Raw genomic sequence first — 24,037 nt, 5'->3', positions numbered from 1 at the left:
CCCCAACATCCAAGGACACCATGAAACGCAGAACCATCTTGCAACTGGCAGCCAGCGGCACCGCCCTCGCCGCCTTGCCCAGCTTCACCCGCGCAGCCACGCAAGCGCCCCTGAAGGAGTTGCGCCTCGACTATGCCTATTATTCGCCCACCAGCCTGGTGCTGCGCCGCTTCGGCTGGCTGGAAGAAGCATTCAAGCCGGATGGCACCAGCATCAAGTGGGTGCTCAGCGCGGGCAGCAACCGCGCGCTCGAATACCTGAACGCCAACAGCATCGACATCGGCTCGAGCGCCGGCCTGGCCGCCCTGCTGGCGCGCGCCAATGGCAACCCTATCCGCGCGCCGTACATTTTTTCGCGCCCAGAATGGACGGCGCTGGTGGTGCGCAAGGATAGCCCCATCCGCAGCGTCGCCGACTTGAAGGGCAAGAAGGTGGCCGCCACCAAGGGCACCGACCCATATCTGTTCCTGCTGCGGTCATTGAAGACTGCGGGCCTGAAACGCAGCGATATAGAACACGTCAGCCTGCAGCATGCCGATGGCCGCGCGGCGCTGGAGCAAGGCAAGGTCGATGCCTGGGCCGGCCTCGATCCGCACATGGCCGCCAGCGAACTGGAAGCTGGCTCGCGTCTGATCTACCGTAACGTGGCCTTCAACACCTACGGTTTCCTGAACGTGCGGGAGGACTTCCTGGCCAGCCGTCCCGCCGAAGTCGGCAAGGTGATACAGGCCTACGAACGGGCCCGCGCCTGGATACGCGAAAATCCGGCCGAAGCGGCGAAAATCCTGTCGGAAGAAGCCAAGGTCAGCCTTCCGGTGGCGCTGCTGCAGGTAAAACTGCGCAGTGACTTCAGCAATCCGCAGCCATCGAACGAACACGTCAAGGCCCTGCTGGTGGCCGCGCCCATCCTCGTTGACGAAGCGCTGATCAAGCCAGGTGCCGACTTGAACCGCGCCATCGCAGAGCTGGTCGACACGCGCTTTGCCCAGCCGTTCATCCGCAAGGCGTAAGCGATCATGGCCAGAAACACGCTCGCCGCTCCAGCATCGGCCCACGACACCGGCGTCCGGCGCAGGCTCTTTCGCCAGCCCTTGCCGCGCACGGCGCTTGGCCTGCTGCTGCCCGCGCTGGCACTGCTGGCGGCGGAAGTGGGCGTACGCACGGGCGCCATCCCTGCCAACCTGCTGCCGGCGCCGAGCGACATCGCCGCCACCATCGCCGAGCTGGTGCGCCAGGGCCTGGCCGGCCACGTGCTGGCCAGTACCGTACGCGTGGCAATCGGCTTTGCCGGCGGCGCGCTGCTGGCCATTGTCATTGGTGCGGCCGTGGGCCTGAACCGCACAATGGAGGCGCTGCTGGACCCCACTTTCCAGGCCCTGCGTGCCATTCCTTCGCTGGCCTGGGTGCCCTTGCTGCTGCTGTGGCTAGGCATCGATGAAGCGCCGAAACTGGTGCTGATCGGCGTCGGCGCCTTCTTCCCCGTCTACATGGGCGTGGCGTCGGGGATACGCGACGTGGACCGCAAGCTGATCGACGCGGCCCGCATGTACCGTTTGAGCCGCCCTGCGCTGGCGTGGCGCGTGCTGCTGCCGGCCGCGCTGCCAGCCATCTTCACGGGGCTGCGCAACGGTTTGAGCCTGGCCTGGATGTTCATGGTGGCGGCCGAACTGATCGCCGCCAGCCAGGGCCTCGGCTACCTGCTCAGCGACGGGCGCGAAACGAGCCGTGCCGACATCGTGCTTGCTGCCATCGTGCTGCTGGCCGTGCTGGGCAAGTCCAGCGACAGCCTGATGCAGCGCCTGGAAACCCGCTTGCTCGCGTGGCGCGACAGCTATGCCACTCCCTGACGAAAGCACCCACGCATGACTGCCCTGCTTGACATTGCCATCCGTGACAAATCCTATGGCGCGCGGCGCGTGCTGCACAATCTGCAATTGCAGCTGCGCCAGGGCGAAATCGTCAGCCTGATCGGCGCCAGCGGCTGCGGCAAGAGCAGCCTGCTATCGATCGTAGCCGGTCTCGATACGGACTATCACGGCGCCCTGCGCCTCGACGGCAAGCTGCTGGCGGGGGTTCAAGCTGACATCGGCCTGATCTTCCAGGAACCGCGATTGTTTCCCTGGCTGACAGTGGCGCAAAACATCGCCTTCGGCCTCAGTGCTGGTGGCGAACACGATCCCAGGGTCGCGCAATTGCTGGAGGAAGTGGGCTTGCAAGGCCACGCACACTGCCTGCCCAAGCAGCTGTCGGGCGGCCAGGCGCAGCGGGCGGCGATTGCCCGCGGCCTGTTTGGCCAACCCCGCATCCTGCTGCTGGACGAACCGTTTTCCGCCGTCGACGCATTTACCCGCATGAAGCTGCAAGACCTGCTGGCCACCGTCGCAGCGCGCCATGGTTTGAGCGTGCTGCTGGTGACGCACGATATCGATGAAGCACTGTACCTGAGCGACCGCATCGTCATGCTCGACACCCACGCCGGACCGCCACGCGCCCGTTACGACGTGGCCGCGCCACGGCCGCGCCTGCGCACGCCGGCGGCGCACGCCCCATTGAAGGAAGCCATCCTCGGCGAACTGCACGCCGCGCATGCGATCTGAAGCTTGCGCACCGCCGCCAGTGACAAGCCTTGTCATTCATGTTAGCTTGCCATGTTATAAACAAACAGGCGACTACGTGCACCTTTCTTTCCTTCCCATCCTCGCCATCCTGGCGGCCAGTCACATCGCGGCGCACGCCGACACGCAGGCGGATACCCCAGCCGAAGCGCCGGCCGACACCAGCCAGTCCATCCACATCAACAGCATCCGCAATCCGGAGCTGAAATCGTACCGCGTGATGGCGGCTGGCCTCGATGCCTTCGACGAACACCATGCGCTGGCGCCGACAGCGCGCGAAGTGCGCTTCAAGCTGGTCGCGGGCAGCCGCGCCCCGGCCGACGCCATGCGGGACCTGGCCTTGCGCATCGCCGGCAACGAAACCTCGATTGCACTGCCCCTGTCAGCCGACGGCAGCTTTACCTTGCCGCGCAGCGCGCAGGCCGACAGCGAGGACGCGGACCTGATCACCAACAAGAAAAAGGGACAGTATCGCTGGCAGCCAGCCATCCAGAGCGACGGCGTGCCGGCCGGCATGCGCCGCCTGGGCGACCTGCGACTGCAATGCCAGGTGATGATCGCCATCGCCAAGAAAGAGATCCCGTTCTGGGTACGCACCCTGGTCGGCACCTTGCTGCGCACCACCGACTGGTGCTCCGCCGAACAGCTCAAGATGGGCACCCGCAGCGATGCGCCGCTCGCCAGCGCCACCCTGCTCGCTGGCGAGCAACGCATCGCCGTGAAGGTGGAAAAAGAGGGGCGCTCCTTTCTCGCTCCCATCGGCGACACCCGCTATGCGGACGATACCCTGATCGAACTGGTCTACCAGCAGGATGCCGCCGGCACCCCGCCAGCCTCCCCGTGAGCGTTTGCGTCCAGCCCCGTTCCATGTCAGCATACGCCACCTTGGCAATACGGATAAGGATCGCAATGTCCCTCACACCACCACGCGCGCTGGTCCTGGCCCTGCTGCTGGCCAGCCCCGGCACCCAGGCGCAAACACCGGCTCCAGCCACGCCGCCAACGCCGGGCTGCGAAGTCTGCGCCACCTGGAATGCCGACCAGGCACCGTTCCGCCTCTTCGGCAATACCTATTACGTGGGCGTGAAAGGCCTCAGTTCCGTGCTGGTGACGTCGCCGCAGGGCCATGTGCTGATCGATGGCGGCTTGCCGGAATCGGCGCCCAAGATCATCGCCAATATCGGCGCGCTGGGCTTTCGCATAGAGGACGTCAAGCTGATCCTCAATTCGCACGGCCATATCGACCATGCGGGCGGCCTGGCCGAACTGCAGCGGCGCAGCAATGCCCTGGTGGCGGCCAGCCCGTCGGCCGCGCTGGACCTGGCGTCGGGCGAAGTGGGCCCGGACGACCCGCAATACCATGCGCTGCCCAAATATCCGCCCGTCAAGGACATGCGCCTGGCGCGCGACGGCAGCCAGTTCAATGTCGGCCCCGTCTACCTGACGGCGCATGCCACGCCAGGGCACACGCCCGGGGGCCTGAGCTGGACGTGGCAATCGTGCGACGGCCCCCGCTGCCTGAACATGGTCTACGCGGACAGCATCAACGCCGTCTCGCGCCCCGGTTTCAAGTTCAGCGCCAGCAGTGAGTATCCGAACGCCCTGGCGGACTTGCGCCACAGCTTCGAGACCCTGGAAAAACTGCCCTGCGACGTGCTCATTTCGGCGCATCCGGAGGCGTCGCAATTGTGGGAACGACTGGAAGCGAGCGCCACGGGCGGCAGTGATGCCTTCGTCGATCCGCAGGCCTGCCGCGCCTACGTGGCGGCGGCGCGCACCTTGCTCGACTCTCGTCTGGACCAGGAAAAACAGCAGTAAGCTTGCCATTGAACTTGTCAACCGTGCACGCTGGCGTGCCGCCAATCTGCTACGCTGGCGCCATTCACATCAAGAAGGAAATGCCATGTTCAAACTCGCCAGACTGATCCCCCTCGCCGCCATCGTCGCCATCACCGCCGGCTGCGCGCAAACGCCCGTGCGCAGCGACGCTGCCGCCGCCGCGCCAGGCGCCACCTCGCCTGCCAAGCCGGCACCGAAGCTGACGGGCACGCAATGGAAGCTGAAGGAATTGAAGGGCAAGCAAGTGGTCCGCAAGGCGCCCGAGCAGCGCGAGGTGACCCTGCAGCTGGCCGAAGGCCGCGCCAGTGGCCACAGCGGCTGCAACCAGATGATGGGCGGCTACACCAGCGATGGCGTCAGCACCCTGGCCTTCTCGCAGCTGGCCGGCACCATGATGATGTGCCAGCCGCAGGACATGGACCTCGAGCGCCTGCTCTTGACCACCCTGGGCGAAGTCAATGGCTACCGCTACGCCGACCAGGAACTGCTGCTGCTGAAGGATGGCGCGGCCGTGGCACGCTATGAAGCGCTGACGGTGAAGTAAAACTGTGGGGTCAGACCCGCCGGGTCTGACCCCAGCCTTGACTATGGGCTTTTTCCGGTCCGCAGTACCTAGTCGTTGCGCATCTGCGCCTGCGATACGTTACTCTCAGGCGGTACGCTTTGCGTCAGCCACACATTCCCCCCGATGGTCGATCCCGCGCCGATGGTGATGCGCCCCAGCACGGTCGCGCCCGCGTAAATGACCACGTCGTCCTCGACGATGGGGTGGCGCGGCGTACCCTTGATCAGCGCACCGCTGGCATCCGCAGGAAAACGCTTGGCGCCCAGGGTGACGGCCTGGTACAGACGCACGCGCTGGCCGATGATGGCCGTCTCGCCGATCACCACGCCCGTGCCATGGTCAATGAAGAAGGACGCGCCGATGTGCGCGCCCGGATGGATGTCGATGCCCGTCAAAGTGTGCGCGATGTCGGCGATCAGGCGTGCCAGGAACGGCGCACCCAAAGCGTGCAGGCGGTGCGCGAGGCGGTGGTACAGGATGGCGATAGTGCCCGGATAGCACAGCATGATTTCAGCTACCGAGGTGGCGGCCGGGTCGCCCGCGTAAGCGGCCTGCACGTCCGACACCAGCAGGGCGCGGATATCGGGCAGGCTGGCGGCAAAGGCGCGTGTGATGTCGCGCGCCTGCTGCGCCAGCGCCGCATCGTCGCTGGCACCACCCTCTTCATCGCCAGCCGGGACGGAGAACAGCAGGCCGCGCCGCACCTGTTCGCTGAGGCGGTTCAGGGTGGTGTTGAGCGTGTCGCCGACAAAATAGTCGATGCTTTCATCCGTCAGGTTGGGCCGCCCGTAATGCGTGGGGAACAGGGCCGCCGACAGGCCGTTGACGATGGTGGTCAAAGCTTCACGCGACGGCAGTTCGCGCACCCTGCCGTTATGGCGGATCTTGTGCTTGTCTTCGCGCGAGGTGCGCAGCGCCTGGATCACGGGCCCCAGATTCCACTGGGCCGTGTCGTCAGCGGGCGCTGCGGGATAAATACTGTGCATGGCGTATCACTTCCAGAAAACGGCAAACAAGCCGGGTCGCCCAAGCTTAGCGGCCAGGCATCACGATTCAAACGAAGAATTTCAAGATTCCATATACGAAAAACGCATAAGGATGGCAAACAGCGGCGGCGCCAAACCCGATTGTTGCCACTAGCGTAAAATGACGGGCTAACAAAAACACTCTTTAACATGACTAAATTATTAACATGGATTTTGGCGGGCCTGGCGATGGTCGGACCGCTTGCAATTGACACCTATCTGCCGTCGTTCCCCGCCATCGTGCACGATTTCAATGCCAGCCCCCTGCTGGTGCAGCAAACCCTGAGCTTTTTCCTGTTCACGTTCGCCTTCATGATGCTGTTTTACGGCACGCTGTCCGATTCGTTCGGCCGCCGTCCCGTGATCCTCGTGTCGCTGGTGCTGTATGTGATCGCCTCCGTGGGCGCCGCGCTGGCGCCGTCGCTGGGCTGGCTGCTGGCCTGGCGCGTGCTGCAGGGCCTGTCCGCAGGCGCCGGTTCCGTCATCGGCCGCGCCATCGTGCAAGACCGCTATTCGGGCGCCGCCGCGCAAAAAATCCTCTCGCACATCATGATGGTGTTCGCGCTGGCACCGGCCATCGCCCCCGTGCTGGGCGGCTGGCTGCAGGTGGGCCTGGGCTGGCGCTGGATCTTCTGGTTCCTCACGGCCTTCGGCGTGCTGATGTTCGTCGTCGTCTGGCGCGCGCTGCCGGAAAGCCTGCCGAAGGAGCAGCGCCACGCCTTCCACCTGGGCGACATCGCCGTCAATTACTGGAAAGTGCTGTGCCACCGCCAGTTCCTGCTGCTGTCCACGGCCATCGGCGCCGCCTTTGGCGGCTTCGCCCTGTACATCGGCTCGGCCGCCTACTTCATCATCAACATCCTGCACCTGCCGGAAACGGCATTCGCCTGGCTGTTCATTCCCCTGATCAGCGGCATGGTGTTCGGCTCGGCCCTGTCGGCGAAAATTGCCCACCGCTACAGCCAGCGCCAGATGATCTGGGCCGGCTTCATATTGATGCTGGTGGCCGCACTGGCCAACATCGGCTACAACTACTTCTTTGCCGCCGAAGTACCATGGGCCGTGCTGCCCCTGTTCTTCTACTCGTTCGCCCTGTCCATCGCCATGCCGCCGATGACCCTGATGGCACTGAACCACTTCCCCAACAATAGCGGCCTGGCGTCGTCGATGCAGTCGTTCATCCAGATGCTGCTGTTTGCGCTGGTCTCGGGCCTGGTGGCGCCGCTGCTGTTCGACAGCGCGCTGAACCTGGCGTATGGCGTGATGGCGGGACTGCTGGTGAGTTTGCTGTGCTGGGTGTTTGCGCAGGGTAAGGCTGAAGCGTAGGTCGGATTAGCGCAAGCGCGTAATCCGACATCACCCGCCAACCACGTTGTCGGATTACGGCCCTTCGGTCCTAATCCAACCTACGGCCACGGTGCTGGCGTCACATCCAGATATTGCGCCCCGCCCTGCTCCGGGGCCGGCTCGGCCGCATCGCGCGCGGCCGGCTGGTTCAACGGCCCGGCCGGCGAACGCAAACTCAAGATTTCCTTGCGCGATTCGACGAAGTCGGCGGAACTCAAAGGATGTTGCTGGTCCGGCCAGTGGCTGACGGCCCATTCCTGCAAGGTTTCAAAGCGCCGCCATAGTTCAGTAATGAATTCACGGCGCGCCTCTTCCAGTGCTACTTCCTGCTGCCCCGGCGTCTTCTCGACGCCTTCTCCGATATGTACCTGCATGGCTGCTCCCTGGCTGATCAATCATCTTGCCAGACTACGCAAAGACATGCCAGGCGTCTGTTCGCGAACGAACACAGAGTTATTCGGGCATCTTGCGGAAACCCACGGCCAGGCGGTTCCAGGTATTGATGGCGCCGATGGCCAGGGTGACGTTGACCATTTCCGCCGGCGTCAATTGCTCCGCCAGCGCCGCATAGTCTTCGTCCGACGCATGATTCTGTGGCAGCAAGGTCAGCGCTTCCGTCCAGGCCAGCACGGCACGCTCGCGCGGCGTGAAGAACGGCGTTTCGCGCCAGACGGACACGGCATACAGGCGGCGCTCCGTTTCGCCCGCCTTGCGCGCGTCGCTCGTGTGCATGTCCACACAAAAGGCGCAGCCATTGATTTGCGAGGCGCGCAGGCGGATCAGCTCGACCAGCGAGTGTTCCACGCCCAGCTTGGCAATCGCCGCTTCCAGCGCGTACATGGCCTTGACGGCGTCTGGCGAAGCTTGTGTAAAATCGAGTCGTTGCTGTGTCATGATGCATTCCTTGATAATGAAAGATGCGCCATTGTAGAAGCGCACCAACAGCGCGCGGCAGGCCAATCCTGCCGAAAAACGGCAGACCACCCACAGATACCCCATGGAATTACATATCCTGATCGACGGCACGCGCGACCTGGGCGGCCAGCTGTATCGCCAGCTCAGCGAAGCCATCCGCTCGGGCCGCCTGGCCGACGGCCAGCAATTGCCGCCTTCGCGCCTGCTGGCAAGCCAGCTGGGACTGTCCCGCAAGACGGTGTCCGACGTGTATGAAAAGCTGGGCTATGAGAAGCTGCTCATAGGAAAAGTGGGCGTGGGCAGCTTCGTGCAGACGCCGCGTGCCTCGCCGCAGCGCCGCCACGCCAGCACGCCGCTGGCCAGCGCGCAGCGCATCGCCCACTGGGAAGCGACGCCCACGCCCTTGCGCCGCGCCAGCCAGGAAACGCCCGCCCGCTACGCCTTCATCGGCGGGCGCGCCACGCCCGCGCACTTCCCGCAAGATGAATGGCGCGCCTGCATGCTGCACGCGCTGCGCCAGGATGGACAGGCGCGCGGCCGCTACGGTCCAGTGGAAGGCTTGCCCGCCTTGCGCACGGCGATTGCCGGCCATGCCGCCTTCAGCCGCGGCATCCATTGCACCGAGGAACAGGTACTCGTCACCAGCGGCGCGCAGCAGGCTTTGCAGCTGCTGGCGCAAACCCTGCTGGAGGCGGGCGACACGGTAGTCGTGGAAGAACCCGGCTACCCCGTGGCGCGCACCGTGTTCGCCAGCCAGGGCGCGCGCGTGGTGGGCGTCGACGTGGACGAGGATGGCCTCATCGTCGCGCAAGTCCCGGACGGCACGCGCTTGATCTATGTCACACCCGCGCATCAATTTCCACTCGGCATGCCGATGAGCATGGCGCGCCGCCATGCCTTGCTGGAGCGTGCCCGGCAGTTGGGGGCCATCATCATCGAGGACGATTACGACAGCGCCTTCCGCTATGAAGGCCGGCCCGAGGATTCCCTGCAAAGCATGGACCGCTACGGCGTCGTCGCGCATGTAGGCAGCTTTTCCAAGATCATGCTGCCGGAATTGCGCCTGGGCTATGTGGTGCTGCCGCAAGCCATCGTGGCTGCCATGCAGACAGTGAAGTACCTGAGCGACTGCCATACTGCCAGCCTGGGCCAGCATGCGCTGGCCAAGTTCATCCTGGACGGCCATTTGCTGCGCCACATACGCCGCTGCCACGACATTTATGCAGGGCGGCGCGAACGGCTGCAGCACTGGTTCAACGGTCCGTTGTCGCCATGGTTCCGCCTGGTGCCAGCCAGCGCCGGCTTCCATGTGGCGGCGCTGGCGCAGGCGCCGCTCGATATCGCCGAATTGCTGCGTCGCGCGCGCCTGGCCGACATCAGCTTGTATGCGCTATCCGGCTTTTACGATGGCCCCGCCCGCCATGAAGGCCTGTTCCTCGGCTATGGCGCCATCGACAGGCTCGATATCGACACGGCGCTGGCCAAGGTGCTGGCGATCCTGCAAGAGATGGCACCGCTGCCCCTCAGCGGACTTGCAAGCCGGGTTGCCAACGATAATGCCCCGTGATGGGATAACTGAACAAGATATTTTCCTCGCGCGCGCCCTCGCCGATGTTGTGGATGATGAGCGGCACGCCACTCCATGACTGCTTGTCGCTGACGATGCCGATATGCGTGAGGTTGCGCGGCAGGCGCCATGTGACGATGTCGCCCGCGCGGTAAGCGTTCGCTTCCTTGGCTGGACGCAGGCTGGTGCCGTGGCGCGTAAAGAACGTGCCCAGGTTCGGCACGCGGCGGTGGTCAATATTGCGGTCCGGCCCCTTCATCTGCCAGCGCCCCTGCTGCTGGTACACCTGCCAGGCCTTGCGCATGTCTTCATGCACCAGCACCTGCAAATCCTGGCCCAGCTTGCGATAGGCGCGCACGATCACATCCGTGCATACGCCCCGCTCGAGCGGCACGTCGCCGCCCGGATAGGCGAGACGTTCGTAGCGCGGGTCGTACTGCAGGGTCACGCCCACCTGGCTGCGGGCAGCGGCGACGAGGGCTTGCGGGGTGGCAGCAGGGGCTGCCGAGGTCAGCATGGGCGCCAGCGCAAGAAGCAGAAGGGAGAGCAGTTTGGTTGGCATCAACGTCGATGGTCGGATGGAAATGCCAACTTTACCGCAGCGGCAAGAAAAACGTCGGACGCTTAGGCGGCCAGCTGCGCCAGGTGCCCAGGAAAATCCACGGCCGGGCCAGCCGCATTGACGGTGTCGAAATAATCATGCCAGCCCGTGGCGGCGATGCCGGCCAGCAAAGCGTCCAGCGCCGCCTCGTCCGGGAAGCGCCAGACGGCATAAAATTGCTGGGCAGCGGCATGCAGCTTGCCGCCATCGATGGCGCCCATGGCGAGCGCTTCGGCGCCAGTGCCGGACAAGGCCGCCATGCCGGCGCCCACCGTGTCGAAATACGCCTGGCGCGCGGCGCCATCGAGGACCAGCCAGGCGGGTTTCGGGCTGTACAGCTCTAACAAATAATGCATACTTTCTCCTTGGGTAATCAATTGTCAAGCCAGCGAGCGCTGGGCCCGCTTGCAGATGCGTTGCGTGGCGGCGTCGGGACTTTCCTGCAACCATTGCGCGCACAGGCTGCGCACCCATTCCGGCTGGCTCTTGGCCGCATCGTTGAGCCAGTTGGCAACGGAATCCTGCACGTAGACGGCCGGGTCGGCGCGCAAGGGCTGCAACAGGGGCAAGGCCCGCTGCGGCTGTTCCTTTAACTGGGCGATGTGCGCGCACCACACGCCGCGCGGGCGCAGCGCTTCGCAGGCAAAGCGGCGCACTCTTTCCGACGGGTCCGCCGTCCAGGGCGCCAGCTGGCCAATGGCCTCGTCAAGACTCGCCGCCAGATGGGGCCGCAGCGCCAGCCAGGCCCATTCGCGCACGCCGAAGTGGCCATCGTCGGCCAGCGGCCGCATGGCCGCCAGTTGCTGCGGCAAGGTCCATTGCGCCTGGGCGGCGATGGCAAAGCAGGCCCAGCCCCGTACCGTGTCGGAGGTATGACCTTGCAATTGCGCCAGGTCAACGTTGGCCTCCAGCAGCAATTGCGCCGCCAAGGCCATGCGCCTGGTGATGCCCTCAGCGGCCTGCGCGCGCATCCGGTCCAGGCGGATGGCGCCGATAGCGGGTACGGCAGCAGCCAGCAGCTGGGCAAAATCGATGGCCAGCCCTTCCGTCAGGGTGGCGCTGGCCACACTTCCCCCGTTCAGCAGGGCCAGGCGCTCCGCAGTCACATCGGCGACGCCGCGGCTCATGATGCACCCTGCATTTCACCCTGTATTTCACCTTTATCCGTCTTGCGCCAGGCTTTTTCCAACAGCGAACTCAACAATTGCATTTCCTCGGCCGAGAAATCGGCAAACAGACTGGCGATCCATTGCGCATGCTCATCGACCAGCGTGGAGGCGGCAGCTTCCCCCTTGGTGCTCAGGCGCACCAGCAGCTTGCGCCGGTCAAACTGGTCCGCGTGGCGCGCCAGAAAACCGTCGCGCTCCAGGCCGTCGAGCAAGCCCGTGATGGTGCCGCGCGTCACGCCAGCCTGCTCGGCCAGTGCGTGCGGCGAGAGTCCTTCGGGCACGTCACGCAGCAGGGACAGCAGCACGAACTTGCCTTCTGACAAGCCATGCCGCCCCAGGCGCGTGGCGCAATCGCCATCGATGGCCGATGCCAGGCCCAGCACTTCAAAGCACAGGCGCAGGCGCTCCGTGGACTGCGTCATGTCGAGACCGCTGGCGCGGCGCTGCACATCGCCCAGCAGGGCCGTGTATTTCTGTTCGAGCTTTATCATATGGCGCAATATAATATGGCGCCATACTAAATGTCAAATGGAAAACCATGATGGTTTGCCCAGCGGCTCAAAGGCGCGCTTTATCCCTCGCCCAGGCGATGATGGCTTGTGCATCGATGGCGCCCGGCTGGCGCGCCACTTCCACGCCACGCGAGAACAGGGCCAGGGTGGGAATGCTGCGAATATTGAAACGGCTGCCCAGGTCCGGCGACGCTTCCGTATTCACCTTGACGACGCGGAACGCGGGCTCCAGTGTCTTGGCGGCTTGCACATAGAATGGCGCCATGCTGCGGCACGGGCCGCACCAGGGCGCCCAGAAGTCGACCAGCACGGGTATGTCGCTGCGCTCGATATGCTTGAGAAAACGGGCGCTGGCCAGGTCCACGGGCTGTCCCGTAAACAAATCCTTCTGGCACTTGCCGCAAGTGGGCTGCTCAATCAAGCGCGCTGCCGGCAGGCGGTTGACGGCGTCGCAATGGGGGCACACGATGTGCAGGGAATCTGGGTTGGTCGAGGTCATGGCATTCCTGGAATGGGTAGCGTACAGTTGCCGAACATTTTACGGTGTATCGTGCAGCGCCGTCGGCACGCTGGCGGCGCATTTGCCAATACTCCACTATAGTGTGCTGGAACGGCGCGCACATTGCCCGGCCAGCCAAGGAAAACAATGCCCGATGTCGCAGAAAACATGGATTTGAGCAGCAAGCCAGCCCACGCAGAACTCGGCGCCGCCCTGGCCTTGCAGCATGCAGCCTACCTGGCCCGCCCCGTGCCCACGCTTGTCGAGCGCAAGCGCGACTTGCAAACCTTGCAGCGCTTCATCCAGGACCATAAAGAGGCGCTGTGCGAGGCAATCAGTGCCGATTATGGCAACCGCTCCCGGCACGAAACCTTGCTGGCGGAGATCTTTCCCGCCATCGACGGCATCGCCCATGTCCTGAAACAGTTGAAAAAATGGATGAAACCGCAGCGCCGTGGCGTGGACTGGCGCAATTTCCTGGGCGCCCGCAACCGCGTGCTTCCCCAGCCGCTGGGCGTGGTGGGCGTCATCGTGCCGTGGAATTTTCCTGTGAATCTGAGCCTGGTTCCCCTGACCTACATCTTTGCCGCTGGCAACCGTGCCATGGTCAAGATGAGCGAAAACTCGCGCCACCTGGCCCGGCTGCTGATCGAGAAGATGCCAGCCTACTTCCCGCCGGAAAAATTGCAGTTTTTTGAAGAGACAGGCGGCGTGGGCATGGCTTTTTCACAGCTGCCGTTCGACCACCTGCTGTTCACGGGGTCCGGCCAGACGGGCCGCGCCGTCATGGCGGCAGCCGCGCGCAATCTGTGCCCCGTCACCCTGGAACTGGGCGGCAAGGCGCCGGCCATCGTCTGCGCAGACTTTCCCCTGCGCACGGCCGCCGAGCGCATCCTGTTTGTCAAATACCTGAACGCGGGGCAAATCTGTACCAGCGTCGACCACGCCTGGCTGCCCGAAGCGAGCATCGCCGCCTTCGTCGAACACGCGCGCCAGATCATGCCCACGCGCTACCCGCGGCTGGATACGCCCGATTACACCTCCATCATCGACGAGGCCGCCTTTGAGCGCCTGCTGCAGGCGCTGGACGAAGCGCGGGAACAGGGCGCACAAGTGATTCCCTTGCTGCCAGGGCCTGCCTACGACCGGGCCACGCGCAAGATCGCGCCGCACATCGTGCTCGATGCGCCCGAGGACAGCGTGCTGCTGACGCGCGAAATCTTCGGCCCCATCCTGCCGCTGCGCGGCTATGCGACCCTAGACACGGTGATCGACAGCATCAACGCGGGGCCGCGCCCGCTGGCCATCTATCCATTCAGCAATCAGGCAGATACCGTGCAACTGCTGATCGACACGGTGATGTCGGGCGGCGTGTCCGTCAACGATGCACTGTATCACGTGGGCCAGCACGATTTGCCCTTCGGCGGCGTGGGCGAGTCCGGCATGGGCCACTACCATGGCGTGGAAGGTTTTCACACCTTCAGCAAGCTGCGGCCCGTGTTTTACCAGGCCCGCTACAGCGCGCTGAAACTGCTGTGGCCGCCGTATGGCCAGCTGGCCAGCCGCGTGCTGGCCTTCCTGACGCGTTGATGCCTTACAAGAACAGCGAGGCAGCGATGGCCCACATCACGAGGGCGATGATGCCGTCGAGCACGCGCCACGCCATGGGCTTGGCAAACACGGGCGCCAGGTAGCGGGCGCCAAAGCCCAGCAGGAAGAACCACAGGGCCGAAGCCATGATGGCGCCGCCGGCGAAGTAGAAGCGTCCTACGCCTTCATGCTGGCCGCCGATGGAACCGAGCAGGATGACCGTGTCGAGGAAGGCGTGCGGGTTCAGCAGACTGAACGCCAGCGCAGCGCCGATCACGGCCCAGTAGCCTTCGGGCGCCTTGGCAGCCGACACTGTCATGGCCGTTGGACGCCAGGCCGACTTTGCAGCGCGCAAGCCATACGCAATCAGGAACGTGGCGCCGCCGGCCTTGGCCCACAGCAGGAAATTAGGATTATCGGCAATGAACGTGCCCATGCCGGCCACGCCGGCCGTGATCAGGATGGCGTCGCACAGCAAGCACACCAGGATGCAGGTGAGCACGTAATGGCGCTTTAGCCCCTGCTTGAGCAAGAATGCGTTTTGCGTGCCGATGGCCACGATCAGGCTCGCTCCGAGCCCCATGCCTTTCAAGAAAATTGCGCTGTCCATATCGATTCCTTTCCATTGCTTTCCATCACGCGCACGGCCGCCCACGCTCTGCCGGCAACGGCAAAGTCATCAGAGGTAAGTGGAGGGTGTAGCGGAACCAGGAGGACCGCGCGGGAGAGTGGAGTTGTTACCCTATTTCAACAGTGTAAAGAAAAAGTAAATATAAGTATAATGAATGATTCTAACCATATATAAGAGAAACTTATGCGCGTCGTCGATTACCGTGGATTGGCCGCCCTCGACGCCGTAATCGGCCTGGGCAGCTTTGAAAAGGCCGCGCAGGCGCTGGCGATCAGCCAGCCAGCCGTGTCGCAGCGCATACGCACCCTGGAAAACCTGGAAGGCACCCTGTTGATCATCCGCAGCCACCCGCCCCTGCCCACGGAAGCGGGCCAGCGCCTGATCGCCCACTACCGGCAAGTCAAGCTGCTCGAGGCGGCGCTCGACGCCCAGCCCGGCCCCACCACGCAATTGCCGGCGCTGGCCATCGCCGTCAACGCCGACAGCGCCGCCACCTGGATCCCGGAAGCGCTGGGGCCGCTGCTGTCACCGCCGTCCTGCCTGCTCGACATCCGTCTCGACGACCAGGACCACACCCTGAGCCAGCTGCGCGAAGGACGCGTGTTTGCCTGCGTCACCAGCGCCAACGACCTGGTGGCCGGCACCACGGCCACGCCGCTGGGCGGCATGCGCTACCTGTGCGTGGCGTCGCCCGCATTTGCGCAGCAATGGTTCCCCCATGGTTTTACAGTGGAGGCCGTCAGCCAGGCGCCCGCCATCACGTTTGGCAGCAAGGATGCCCTGCACGAGCGCTATTTGCAGCACCGCCTCGGCTACACGGGCCGCTATCCGCACCATGTGCTCGGTTCGGCGCGCGACTTCGTGCGTTTCATCGAAGCGGGCTATGCTTATGGCATGGTGCCTTTGCTGCAGGCGGAAACGGCGCTGGCCGCCGGCAGGCTCGTCGACGTGGCGGCGGGGCAAGCGCTCGACGTGCCCCTGACCTGGCATGCCTGGGATATCCAGACGCCGCTCACGCGCACTTTGTCGGACGCCGTCATCGCCACGGCGCGCAAATGGCTGCTGCAGGATTGATTGTCGCATGCAACATTTATCTATGACGGACAGCAACTTCCCCATGCGCGCCCTGCCCTGCCTGGTCTACACTGCAAGCATCACCCACAAGTATCAGGAGCCAGCATGACGATCCTGCGCACTACATTGCTCGGTTTGCTGGCGGCCATCCCGCTGGCCACAGGCCTGGCTGCCTGCTCGCCCTTGACCGCCATCAATGCCTTGTCGTCCGGCAGCGCCTCGCAAGTGACGCGGGGCCTGGCCTACGGCCCCCTGCCACGGCAAAAACTCGATGTGTATGTCCCAAAAATCCGCACGGGACCCGTGCCCGTGGTGGTGTTCTTCTATGGCGGCAACTGGACGGCGGGCGAGCGCGCAGACTATGCCTTCGTTGGCCACGCGCTCGCTGCGCGCGGCTACATGGCCGTGATCGCCGACTACCGGCTATATCCGGAGGTGCACTACCCCGAGATCTTGCAAGATGCGGCCCGCGCCGTGGCCTGGGCCGCGATGGAGTCCAGCCGCCATGGCGGCGACCCCGCCCGCCTGTTCGTCATGGGCCATAGCGCCGGCGCTTACAATGCGGCGATGGTGGCGCTCGACGCCAGCCTGCTGGCACGCCACGGCATGCACCCGCACGACTTGCGGGGCTGGATAGGCCTGGCCGGTCCCTATGATTTCTTGCCGATTGAAAACACCACCACCCGGCCCGTCTTCTTTTACCCGGACACGCCCGCCTCTTCGCAGCCTATCCATCACGTAACCGCCGAAGCCCCGCCCGCCCTGCTGATAGCCCCCCTGCCCGGGCAGGACAAGCTGGTCAATCCACAGCGCAACACGGGTGGCCTTGCCAGTGCCTTGCGGACGCTGGCCAGGCCCGTGACGGAAACGTATTTCGACAAGGTCAGCCATACCACCCTGGTCGCTTCGCTGGCCAGCCCCTTGCGCATGCTGGCCCCCACGCTGGACGCCGTGAGCGCCTTTATCGACGCCAACAGCAAGGTCGATACCACGCTGACACGTAATATGGGCGCGGCCACGGACGGGCGGGAAATCCCCGCCACGCTGCCACGTCCGGCAAAGGCGCAGAGCGCCGTCACGCAGGCTGGCGCCGCGCGCGCCCACGACAAAACGCCCGCCCCCTGAAGAACGGGCGTTCTGCCCGGACCACGACGCACGATGCTGCGCCAGCTAAGCGCATCCCAAGGCTAGCCCCTCGCGATGCGTATTCAGCTGTCATCGGCTAGCAGCAGCCCGCTTACTCTTTACGGCTTGCACCGCTGGTTTTGCTTTGTGCCGAACCCGCTTGCGATGCGCTGACACTGGCGGAGCTTTCGCTGCCGGCCGACTGCTGACTACCTTGCTGGCTGGCGCTTTGCAGGCTTTGACCCTCACGGTTTTGCGCACCGCGCTGCTGGTCGCGGTTGGCGCCGTTTTGATGGTTGGCCTGAAATGGTACGGCGACGCGCTGCATGACTTCCTGCTGCTTGCGCACGTTTTTCTGCGCTTCTTCCGAAGCCGTGCGGGCCACTTCTTCGGCCAGGGCCTTGGCAGTGCGGCTCGCTTCAGTCACATGCCGCTCTGCCACATTGGCCAGTTCGACCTGCGTATCGGCTGCCAGGCGCGATACCTGTTCCTGGTACTTGCGCAGTTGCTCGGCGGCTGGCTGGCCCACAGCGGCAGCCACCTGGAACACATCTTCAGCGCGCTCGACCGTCAGCAGCTTCTGGCTGGAGACAGTGGCCTCTTCCAGCAAGCCTTGCGCCAGCTGCATGTTCAGGTCATTAAAGTGCTGCACCGACTGGAACAAGGACTTCGACAGACTATTGAAAAAAGCCAGTTGCGCTTCCAGGTGGTTTTTGACGGCAGGGGTAACACTACGGGAATATGGATACATGAAATTCCTCATTCAATAGCGGTTGGGTAGACACAAGGCGACACCACCGGCTGTCGAACGGTGAAGCAGACGACCGGGCTACGCCACGAAACGCGAAAAAACATATCCGATTGGTGGGAAGATGCTTTGCAACGCGAGTCCCAAGGCTACGCGAGCACCGCAGGTGAGGGATGATCTGGATCAAACGTGCGTTAAGCTGCGCAGAAAGTTTCGGCTGGACGGCTTGCCCTGGCAAAACGTCAGTGAGGGGAAAGAAATTCTGTGCCAGGCACGCTCAACGGGCAGTGCCCGTGGCCGGCACGACGGGCTTGTAACCATGGCTGCGCAGCGAGGCTTCCAGCCAGCGGTTGCCATACCAGCCACGCGCCAGCAGGTAACTGAGTTCCGCGGCGGCCATCAGCAGCATCATCGGACCAATGCGCAGTTCGGTGGCCAAATGGCTGCCAAACCACAGGCATGCATCCATCGCCAGCATGAGCAGCAATAGCCACCAGCGGCGCTTGGCCACGGCCCAGAACGAGCCCAGCAACAGGGCCGGCCAGGAAAAACCCGCTTTCACATAGGCATAGCGGCCGGCATCGTCGGCAAACAGGGTGGCGCTGTGCTTCATGCTGCTCTCTTTTGTTAATGAACGGTGTCAGGGTTCGGGATGGTGGCAGACGGCTTCGACATTGTGACCGTCCGGACCCAGGACGAAGGCGCCGTAGTAATTCGGGTGATAGATGGCGCGGATGCCTGGGGCGCCGTTATCCTTGCCGCCTGCTTCCAGCGCGGCCTTGTAAAACGCGTCCACCTGAGCTCGGTTGTCCGCCGCGAAGGCAAGATGCATGCCGGCATGCGGCGCACCGCCCACGCCGAACCAGAAATCGGGCTTGCCGTCCTTGCCCAGGCCGACCCAGCCCTGCACTTCCATCACCACCGACACGCCCAGGGGCGCCAGGGCGGCCGAAAAAAAGGCCTTGCTGGCCTGTGCATCGCTGACATTCAAACCGATGTGATCAAGAATCATGATGGTGCTCCTTGCAGGTAAGGGGACAGGAAGCACAGTATGCGCCAATATTGCTTTTTAGGCAATCAAAACAACAACTCCTGCGCGGGCGGAGTATGCCCGCGCAGGAGCCCCGGTACGATGACCGTGCAGCTGCCTCGCCTAGCGCAGGTTGCCCGTATGGCCCAGCGAATAGCGGCCCGGCTGAGGCCACACGGTCAGGCCATGCGGTTCCTGGCCGACTTTCACCTTGGACACGTCGCCGCTGTTCGTATCGATGCGATACACCACATCGTCGAAGCGGCCGGACAGCCACAGATACTTGCCATCGGCGCTGACATTGCCCATATCGGGGCTGCCGCCACCGGGAATCGGCCACTGCGTCACCACTTTTTCGGTGGCGAAATCGATCACGCTGACGCTACCCTTGCCCTTCGGTTTGCCGTGGATGCGGTGCGTGCCGCGGTTGGCCACGTACAGTTTCTTGCCATCGCGGCTAGGGTACAGACCGTGCGCGCCCACACCCGTCTGGATGAAGCCGATTTCCTTCAGGGTGGCGCCATCGACGATGTGCACGCCGTCGGCATCCATGTCGGCGATATAGAATTTCTTGCCGTCCGGCGAGATGCGTATATCTTGTGGCATGCCCTTCTTGACGCTACAGATTTCATTCGCGGGGCCACCCACGGGACCGGACTCGGCAAAGCGCTTGGCCGGCATCTGCAATTTCAGGTAGCCGTCGACCTTGCGCCCCACCAGGTCGATCTTGGCGATGGTGCCGTCGAACTCGCAGGTGAACATGGCGTAGCGACCGTCATTCGAGAAATCCGCATGGTTGATGCCGCCGCACTGGGGCGTGTCGATCGAATACTGCACCGCCATGGTCTTCGGATCGCGGAAATCGAGACGGTGGCGCGCTTCGGCCACGACGATGGCCGACTTGCCATCCGGCGTAAAGTACATATTGTAGGGGTCATCGACGGGCACTTCCTTGCCCGGCTTGCCGCTCAAAGGGTCGACCGGGGTCAGACTGCCCTTGTCCGTGCGTTCGGCGTTGTTCGCCACCCACAGGGTGCGCAAGTCCCACGAGGGCACCACGTGCTGCGGACCGCTGCCGACCTTGAACTTGTCGACCACTTTCAGGCTGTCCTGGTCGATCACGTAAACATCGTTCGAGCGCAGGTTGGGCACGTAGACGCGGCGCAAGTGATCCTTGACGACGGGACTCATATTGCTGCTGGCAATGCTGCCATACACGTTTTTCGGATCGACCAGCGGCGGCATGCCCGGCAGCGGAGAATAGGCGGCAGCCGGCGCCGCAGCGGCAGGGGCCGGCGTGCTGGCGCCAATGACCTGGCTGGCCATGCCCAGGCCTGCCAGCGCGGCAGCCAGGGCGGACAAGGTGACGATAGTACGTCGTTGAGTTTTTTTCATGTTATTTCGCATCTTTTCGTTGCAAAAGCCAGAAGTTAAGCACTTCCGGCGGAGAATTTACTTGTTACGTTGTAGCAGTTGTTTGATGGCGGCCACCGAGGTGTCCACCTGCAGCTTGATGCCGATCTGGCCCAATTCAGCCGTAGCGCGGGTGGCGTCGCCGCGCACGCCGTCCGCCACGCCGGGCTTGGGTCCGTGGGCCATGGCTTCGCTGCGCACCAGCGACGGGTCCGTCGCCAGCATCAGTGCCGCGTCCGCCAAGCCCGCATGCAGGCCGATCTCGGCGCTGCTGTAGCCGCGCTTTTGCAGATCGGCAATATATTGCGATTGCGTAATGTCATAGTAGTCGAGCAAGGCATACGCACGGGCATCTTTGGCAGCAGACGCTTTCCCCCAGGCACGGTTGAGTTTATTCGCCACATTCTGCTCGTTCTTCTGATACCCACCGTGATCACCGAGGAATATGATGTCGCGAAAACCATGCTGGCGCAGGCTGGTGGCCGTACCTTCCAGCACGGCTTCGAAGGCGGCTGGCGGTATCGAGATCGTGCCGGCAAAGCGCATGTGGCCGGCCGGCGGAGAAATCGCGCCTTCCGGCACGTAGGAAACGACGGGTGCGACGATGGTATTGCCCAGCTTTTGCGCAATCTGGCGCGCCAGCAGCCCGGCGCGCACATTGTGCTTGCCCAGCGCGATATACGGCCCGCTCTGCTCGACGCCGCCAATCGGCACCAGCACTGTCGTGGCACCGTGGTCGATACGGCTGCGCAACTCCGAGCTGGTCAGTTCTTCCAGCATGACGCTGTTGCTGGCAGGCGCGGCCGCCACAGCGGACGCTGCGGGAATCAGGCAGAACAGGGTCAGGGTAAACAGAGAGCCGAATGGCTGGAGCAGAATCGAGGGCGCGCGCGGCGCAAGGGGCACATTCGGCAGGGGGAACTGCAGAGTCATAAGCAAACATCTTTCCAAGGTCAAAGCGTGACGCCGTGCCCGGCCTTGCCAGGCACGCTGGCTGCCACGCAGGAATTGTATTCCATCATGACGGGAAGGGCACGTTAATTTGACGCGGCACTTTGCAAGGAATTGACGAGGGGAAACTATCTATCAACCTGTTGTCACCTTGGCCTCGCCCACCTCGCCATCATGGAGAGTCTCGTTGCGCTTCTCGGCATAGGCCTTGAGTGAGCGCATCGTTTTGGGAAGCCCTTGCCGAACCTGCTTGGCAACGCCAGGCCCGAACAGAAAGGCAAGCGCTCCAGTGAACCACACGCGGTGAACGACTTCCGATCCCCCGTCTACGGCAGTAACCGTGTGCTCGAAGTGGATACGGAACAACAGGATGTAGCCCTCGACGGTGAACGAGCGGCCTGCGGAGCGCTCGGTAACCACCATCGGAATACCCATCCCTTTATTGGGAACTATCCTGCCCTGTGTCCCAGCCGCAAATGGCCCATTGAGCCGCGCTTGCTTTGTGTCCGGATCCCACAGGTGCCATCGGTCGACTTCGCTCCAAATTTGGTCAATGACCGTGGGCGCGACTGCAATGTGGATGCTTTCTTCGATATGCGTCAATTGGGTATCTCTCTATCATTTTGATGAAGTAATTAAGCCTTCTATCCGGCGCCGTGCAGCGTCGGGATATTGGTCTGCGGCATAGTATTCATCATGCAGTATCTGCATGATCATTGCGCCAAGCAAAAGATACTCCGCTAGCCGAAACAAACACCGCAGCTTTTCCTTTGCATCGACAAAAACAGCCTTGCCGGAATGGGAGGATACACTGTAGTTTGTCGGCCATATCAATATAATTAAATTCTGGCGGCACTTGTCGCAGACACAGTCAGGCCATGATGGCAGACTTGTTTGGACCCAGGCTTAAGGAGGCTGGCATTAATATGGCAGCAAACAGAGCCGCCCCTGTCAAGACAAGTAACGAGCCGTGTATTTCACACCCTGGTACGATACCATCCTGAAAGCGTTGGCCCGGTTCGACGACAAATTCCCGCTCGTCAAGGCGGTGAGCATATTGGATTTTAAGAGATGATGAACACAACACATTGGAGGATTCAGGAGCTGGAGCATCACTCCGCGAATATCGCCTGGCTGAATGCCGAGAGTGCGCGCCGTGCATATGATTTAGTGGGCCTTCATGACTCGAAGACGCATCTCGGCTTGAACGTTAACACCGTTGGCTCAATCGAACGAATCGAATTTGGAGATGATGCGGCCATCGCAACCAAGTGGTTACGTGCGCGCGTGCCTGAAATTCAGCAGGTCGTAGTTGTGTTTGGAGAAAACGACTGTTTCTTATGCAGCAGCGAGTTCCTGGTCGAAAACTGGTCGGATATTTTTGTCCCTTCACGTGACGATGCAATGGTCTATTCGAACGACACGCCGCTTATCCTGTTTTATTGCCATGAGAATGAATTCGAGGTGGGACAGCGCATTGTCTCTGATTAACGCTCGGGTTCAGCCAAAAGCGGATGGATTACTGGAAAGCAGCTATTATCTCAACTGTAGTGGAGGCAAGAATTCAAAGCTATATATTCGCATCGTCAAACGAAGCAAGTGCAACCGCATAACTGCGAATCCCCTGGACTAATCCCAAATGGGTTGAGACGCATTCAATGTGGCGGACTGTTAGACGGCTTACCATATAAAATTGCAGCGCTTCGCGCTCATCAATTGAAGCCATTATTGGAAGGTCGTCAAGCAGCTCTTTTTTGCCACGGCATTGGAACGCGTATCGGTAGGGAAGTGTCTTTCGCTCTCGTCGAGTCAGCGGACTATGACATTGAGGCTAGATACGAAGATGGCGGCGTTACGAAAATGGTGCCGGTTCAATTGAAAGAACTTCCGGAGCGACAATTCGATAGCTTCTCGCATGAACAAGAAGCGCCCCCTGCTCTGAACCGAGTACGGCCAATACCAGACGGTCCGTGATTGATGGGAAGAATGGCGCTCACTCGACTGACAAGAAGCCCTCGCATAGAATCATTACTCTGATTCACTTAAAAGGTAGCAATGTCAATCCGTAAAGCTCTTCCCTGGAACTCGAGACTTGGGGCGACCTGGGGGCTGCGGTTCACCTGTATGCGTCTTTGGGATGGGTTCGTGGCCCGGACCCAAAACCAGAAAGTGGAGCGGACCGCTTTTACTGCTTGACACTAGTCAGGTAAAACCCGATTTAATGAGCGCCTCCCGCAGCAGTCGACTACTGGCAAACTGAATGACTGCACTGGGGCGGAAGCAGACGGAGCCGATTGGCGGGCTACATCGCCGACAGCAGCTTGGACTCTCCTGATCCATAATTCTTGAATGATGAAAAGCCGATAGATTGTAAGTTACCGACGATTGGTGCGTGATGACGAGCAGCGCATGGACGAATCAGAGACCAGGAATTACTTGGCAAAGGCTTCGCTGCGACTGCATCGCCTACATCTCCGCCAAGTTATAAACTGTCTCTAAGACCACGATTTTCAGCGCGGGAATTTATACCGTACCAGCAGCGTCGGTCCCTTGCCGCTGGGTGGCGTCAGCAGTATCTCGTCACCCGGCTGCATCTCTTCATACATCACCGTGCAACAGGTCGGCATCGAATGGCCGCGCGCCGGATACACGCCAACGTCGGTGTGCAGGGTCGCAGCGCGCACGTCCACACTGGTCTCGCCGGCCTTTCCTGCTTCTTGCAGCAGTTTGCGCAGTGCGGTGACGAAGTCCCCTTTGCTGAGCCTGGCAGGGGCTTGACTTGCTTTCGGGCGAGCGCTTGCGTCGTTTTTCATGGCAGTTT

Annotated in this window: 28 protein-coding genes; 12 read left to right on the top strand and 16 right to left on the bottom strand. The window is 62.6% G+C overall.

From position 1 onward, the window contains the following. Positions 1–20 precede the first annotated feature (20 nt). The 6 genes from CLU92_RS02940 to CLU92_RS02915 all read left to right on the top strand — a co-directional run bounded on the left by CLU92_RS02940 (position 21) and on the right by CLU92_RS02915 (position 4,998). The gene (locus CLU92_RS02940; protein WP_101480651.1) at positions 21–1,010 is read left to right on the top strand and encodes an aliphatic sulfonate ABC transporter substrate-binding protein; all 990 of its coding nucleotides are present in this window, start codon (positions 21–23) and stop codon (positions 1,008–1,010) included. A gap of 6 nt (positions 1,011–1,016) precedes the next feature. Further along, on the top strand, positions 1,017–1,847 hold the full coding sequence (locus CLU92_RS02935; RefSeq protein WP_101480650.1) for an ABC transporter permease: 831 nt from the start codon (positions 1,017–1,019) through the stop codon (positions 1,845–1,847). Between the two features lie 15 nt (positions 1,848–1,862). Next, positions 1,863–2,597, top strand: a complete 735-nt coding sequence (locus tag CLU92_RS02930) for an ABC transporter ATP-binding protein (RefSeq protein WP_101480649.1) — start codon at positions 1,863–1,865, stop codon at positions 2,595–2,597. Between the two features lie 76 nt (positions 2,598–2,673). After that, positions 2,674–3,459, top strand: a complete 786-nt coding sequence (locus tag CLU92_RS02925) for a hypothetical protein (protein ID WP_101480648.1) — start codon at positions 2,674–2,676, stop codon at positions 3,457–3,459. Between the two features lie 65 nt (positions 3,460–3,524). After that, positions 3,525–4,433 carry a subclass B3 metallo-beta-lactamase gene (gene bla / locus CLU92_RS02920; RefSeq protein WP_101480647.1) on the top strand — a complete coding sequence of 303 codons (909 nt, stop codon included), beginning with the start codon at positions 3,525–3,527 and terminating at the stop codon, positions 4,431–4,433. An 85-nt stretch (positions 4,434–4,518) separates the two neighbouring features. Beyond that, positions 4,519–4,998: an META domain-containing protein gene (locus CLU92_RS02915; protein WP_166674818.1), complete on the top strand. Its 480-nt coding sequence runs from the start codon at positions 4,519–4,521 to the stop codon at positions 4,996–4,998. A 68-nt stretch (positions 4,999–5,066) separates the two neighbouring features. On the opposite strand, the gene epsC is transcribed toward CLU92_RS02915, so the two are convergent. Beyond that, the gene (epsC, locus tag CLU92_RS02910; protein ID WP_101480645.1) at positions 5,067–6,005 is read right to left on the bottom strand and encodes a serine O-acetyltransferase EpsC; all 939 of its coding nucleotides are present in this window, start codon (positions 6,003–6,005) and stop codon (positions 5,067–5,069) included. A gap of 189 nt (positions 6,006–6,194) precedes the next feature. Between epsC and CLU92_RS02905 the strand changes: the two genes are divergently transcribed. Further along, positions 6,195–7,370 carry a multidrug effflux MFS transporter gene (locus CLU92_RS02905; RefSeq protein ID WP_101480644.1) on the top strand — a complete coding sequence of 392 codons (1,176 nt, stop codon included), beginning with the start codon at positions 6,195–6,197 and terminating at the stop codon, positions 7,368–7,370. A gap of 80 nt (positions 7,371–7,450) precedes the next feature. Here CLU92_RS02905 and CLU92_RS02900 read toward each other — a convergent pair whose 3' ends face one another. Then, positions 7,451–7,765, bottom strand: coding sequence for a hypothetical protein (locus tag CLU92_RS02900; RefSeq protein WP_101484463.1), 315 nt, complete (start codon positions 7,763–7,765; stop codon positions 7,451–7,453). 79 nt (positions 7,766–7,844) lie between these two features. Then, the gene (locus CLU92_RS02895; protein WP_101484462.1) at positions 7,845–8,285 is read right to left on the bottom strand and encodes a carboxymuconolactone decarboxylase family protein; all 441 of its coding nucleotides are present in this window, start codon (positions 8,283–8,285) and stop codon (positions 7,845–7,847) included. Positions 8,286–8,388: 103 nt separating this feature from the next. On the opposite strand from CLU92_RS02895, the gene CLU92_RS02890 reads away from it, so the two are divergent. Beyond that, entirely contained in the window at positions 8,389–9,873 is a 1,485-nt protein-coding gene (locus CLU92_RS02890) for a PLP-dependent aminotransferase family protein (RefSeq protein WP_101480643.1), read from the top strand. Here CLU92_RS02890 and CLU92_RS02885 read toward each other — a convergent pair. The 5 genes from CLU92_RS02885 to trxC all read right to left on the bottom strand — a co-directional run bounded on the left by CLU92_RS02885 (position 9,830) and on the right by trxC (position 12,654). After that, positions 9,830–10,435 (bottom strand): DUF1287 domain-containing protein, encoded by a 606-nt coding sequence (locus tag CLU92_RS02885; protein WP_101480642.1) that lies wholly within the window; start codon positions 10,433–10,435, stop codon positions 9,830–9,832. The genes CLU92_RS02890 and CLU92_RS02885 overlap by 44 nt on opposite strands. A 62-nt stretch (positions 10,436–10,497) precedes the next feature. After that, a complete protein-coding gene (locus tag CLU92_RS02880; RefSeq protein ID WP_101480641.1) occupies positions 10,498–10,830 on the bottom strand; it encodes a DUF6616 family protein in 333 nt (110 codons plus the stop codon). Positions 10,831–10,854: 24 nt separating this feature from the next. Then, positions 10,855–11,601 (bottom strand): HEAT repeat domain-containing protein, encoded by a 747-nt coding sequence (locus tag CLU92_RS02875; RefSeq protein ID WP_101480640.1) that lies wholly within the window; start codon positions 11,599–11,601, stop codon positions 10,855–10,857. Continuing rightward, a complete protein-coding gene (locus CLU92_RS02870) occupies positions 11,598–12,131 on the bottom strand; it encodes a MarR family winged helix-turn-helix transcriptional regulator (protein WP_373918899.1) in 534 nt (177 codons plus the stop codon). The genes CLU92_RS02875 and CLU92_RS02870 overlap by 4 nt, the downstream gene beginning before the upstream one ends. A 70-nt stretch (positions 12,132–12,201) precedes the next feature. Continuing rightward, a complete protein-coding gene (gene trxC, locus CLU92_RS02865) occupies positions 12,202–12,654 on the bottom strand; it encodes a thioredoxin TrxC (protein ID WP_101480638.1) in 453 nt (150 codons plus the stop codon). A gap of 147 nt (positions 12,655–12,801) precedes the next feature. Here trxC and CLU92_RS02860 point away from each other — a divergent pair, with 147 nt between their 5' ends. Beyond that, positions 12,802–14,244 (top strand): coniferyl aldehyde dehydrogenase, encoded by a 1,443-nt coding sequence (locus CLU92_RS02860; RefSeq protein ID WP_218973436.1) that lies wholly within the window; start codon positions 12,802–12,804, stop codon positions 14,242–14,244. A 4-nt stretch (positions 14,245–14,248) separates the two neighbouring features. On the opposite strand, the gene CLU92_RS02855 is transcribed toward CLU92_RS02860, so the two are convergent. Beyond that, complete coding sequence (locus CLU92_RS02855; RefSeq protein WP_070312363.1) at positions 14,249–14,854, bottom strand: LysE/ArgO family amino acid transporter; 606 nt, start codon at positions 14,852–14,854, stop codon at positions 14,249–14,251. Between the two features lie 204 nt (positions 14,855–15,058). On the opposite strand from CLU92_RS02855, the gene CLU92_RS02850 reads away from it, so the two are divergent. Together CLU92_RS02850 and CLU92_RS02845 are read left to right on the top strand one after the other, a co-directional pair. Next, positions 15,059–15,949: a LysR family transcriptional regulator ArgP gene (locus CLU92_RS02850; protein ID WP_035817600.1), complete on the top strand. Its 891-nt coding sequence runs from the start codon at positions 15,059–15,061 to the stop codon at positions 15,947–15,949. A gap of 105 nt (positions 15,950–16,054) precedes the next feature. Continuing rightward, positions 16,055–17,074 carry an alpha/beta hydrolase gene (locus CLU92_RS02845; protein WP_101480637.1) on the top strand — a complete coding sequence of 340 codons (1,020 nt, stop codon included), beginning with the start codon at positions 16,055–16,057 and terminating at the stop codon, positions 17,072–17,074. Between the two features lie 112 nt (positions 17,075–17,186). On the opposite strand, the gene CLU92_RS02840 is transcribed toward CLU92_RS02845, so the two are convergent. The 6 genes from CLU92_RS02840 to CLU92_RS02815 all read right to left on the bottom strand — a co-directional run bounded on the left by CLU92_RS02840 (position 17,187) and on the right by CLU92_RS02815 (position 21,819). Continuing rightward, positions 17,187–17,825, bottom strand: a complete 639-nt coding sequence (locus CLU92_RS02840) for a phasin family protein (RefSeq protein WP_101480636.1) — start codon at positions 17,823–17,825, stop codon at positions 17,187–17,189. Positions 17,826–18,099: 274 nt separating this feature from the next. Further along, the gene (locus CLU92_RS02835) at positions 18,100–18,435 is read right to left on the bottom strand and encodes a hypothetical protein (RefSeq protein WP_101480635.1); all 336 of its coding nucleotides are present in this window, start codon (positions 18,433–18,435) and stop codon (positions 18,100–18,102) included. Between the two features lie 27 nt (positions 18,436–18,462). Next, positions 18,463–18,834: a VOC family protein gene (locus CLU92_RS02830; RefSeq protein WP_101480634.1), complete on the bottom strand. Its 372-nt coding sequence runs from the start codon at positions 18,832–18,834 to the stop codon at positions 18,463–18,465. A 141-nt stretch (positions 18,835–18,975) separates the two neighbouring features. Beyond that, positions 18,976–20,247: a YncE family protein gene (locus tag CLU92_RS02825; RefSeq protein WP_101480633.1), complete on the bottom strand. Its 1,272-nt coding sequence runs from the start codon at positions 20,245–20,247 to the stop codon at positions 18,976–18,978. A 57-nt stretch (positions 20,248–20,304) separates the two neighbouring features. Next, positions 20,305–21,198: a creatininase family protein gene (locus tag CLU92_RS02820; protein ID WP_101480632.1), complete on the bottom strand. Its 894-nt coding sequence runs from the start codon at positions 21,196–21,198 to the stop codon at positions 20,305–20,307. 153 nt (positions 21,199–21,351) lie between these two features. Further along, a complete protein-coding gene (locus CLU92_RS02815) occupies positions 21,352–21,819 on the bottom strand; it encodes an SRPBCC family protein (RefSeq protein WP_101480631.1) in 468 nt (155 codons plus the stop codon). A gap of 468 nt (positions 21,820–22,287) precedes the next feature. Between CLU92_RS02815 and CLU92_RS02810 the strand changes: the two genes are divergently transcribed. Continuing rightward, positions 22,288–22,707: a hypothetical protein gene (locus CLU92_RS02810; RefSeq protein ID WP_101480630.1), complete on the top strand. Its 420-nt coding sequence runs from the start codon at positions 22,288–22,290 to the stop codon at positions 22,705–22,707. Between the two features lie 1,019 nt (positions 22,708–23,726). Here CLU92_RS02810 and CLU92_RS02805 read toward each other — a convergent pair. Then, positions 23,727–24,029, bottom strand: coding sequence for an HNH endonuclease (locus CLU92_RS02805; RefSeq protein WP_101484460.1), 303 nt, complete (start codon positions 24,027–24,029; stop codon positions 23,727–23,729). Positions 24,030–24,037: the final 8 nt, after the last annotated feature.

Origin of the sequence: Janthinobacterium sp. 61 (assembly GCF_002846335.1) — a bacterium.
In the GTDB taxonomy this organism is placed as follows: Bacteria; Pseudomonadota; Gammaproteobacteria; order Burkholderiales; family Burkholderiaceae_D; genus Janthinobacterium.
This window is presented reverse-complemented; position numbering and strand designations above follow the sequence as displayed.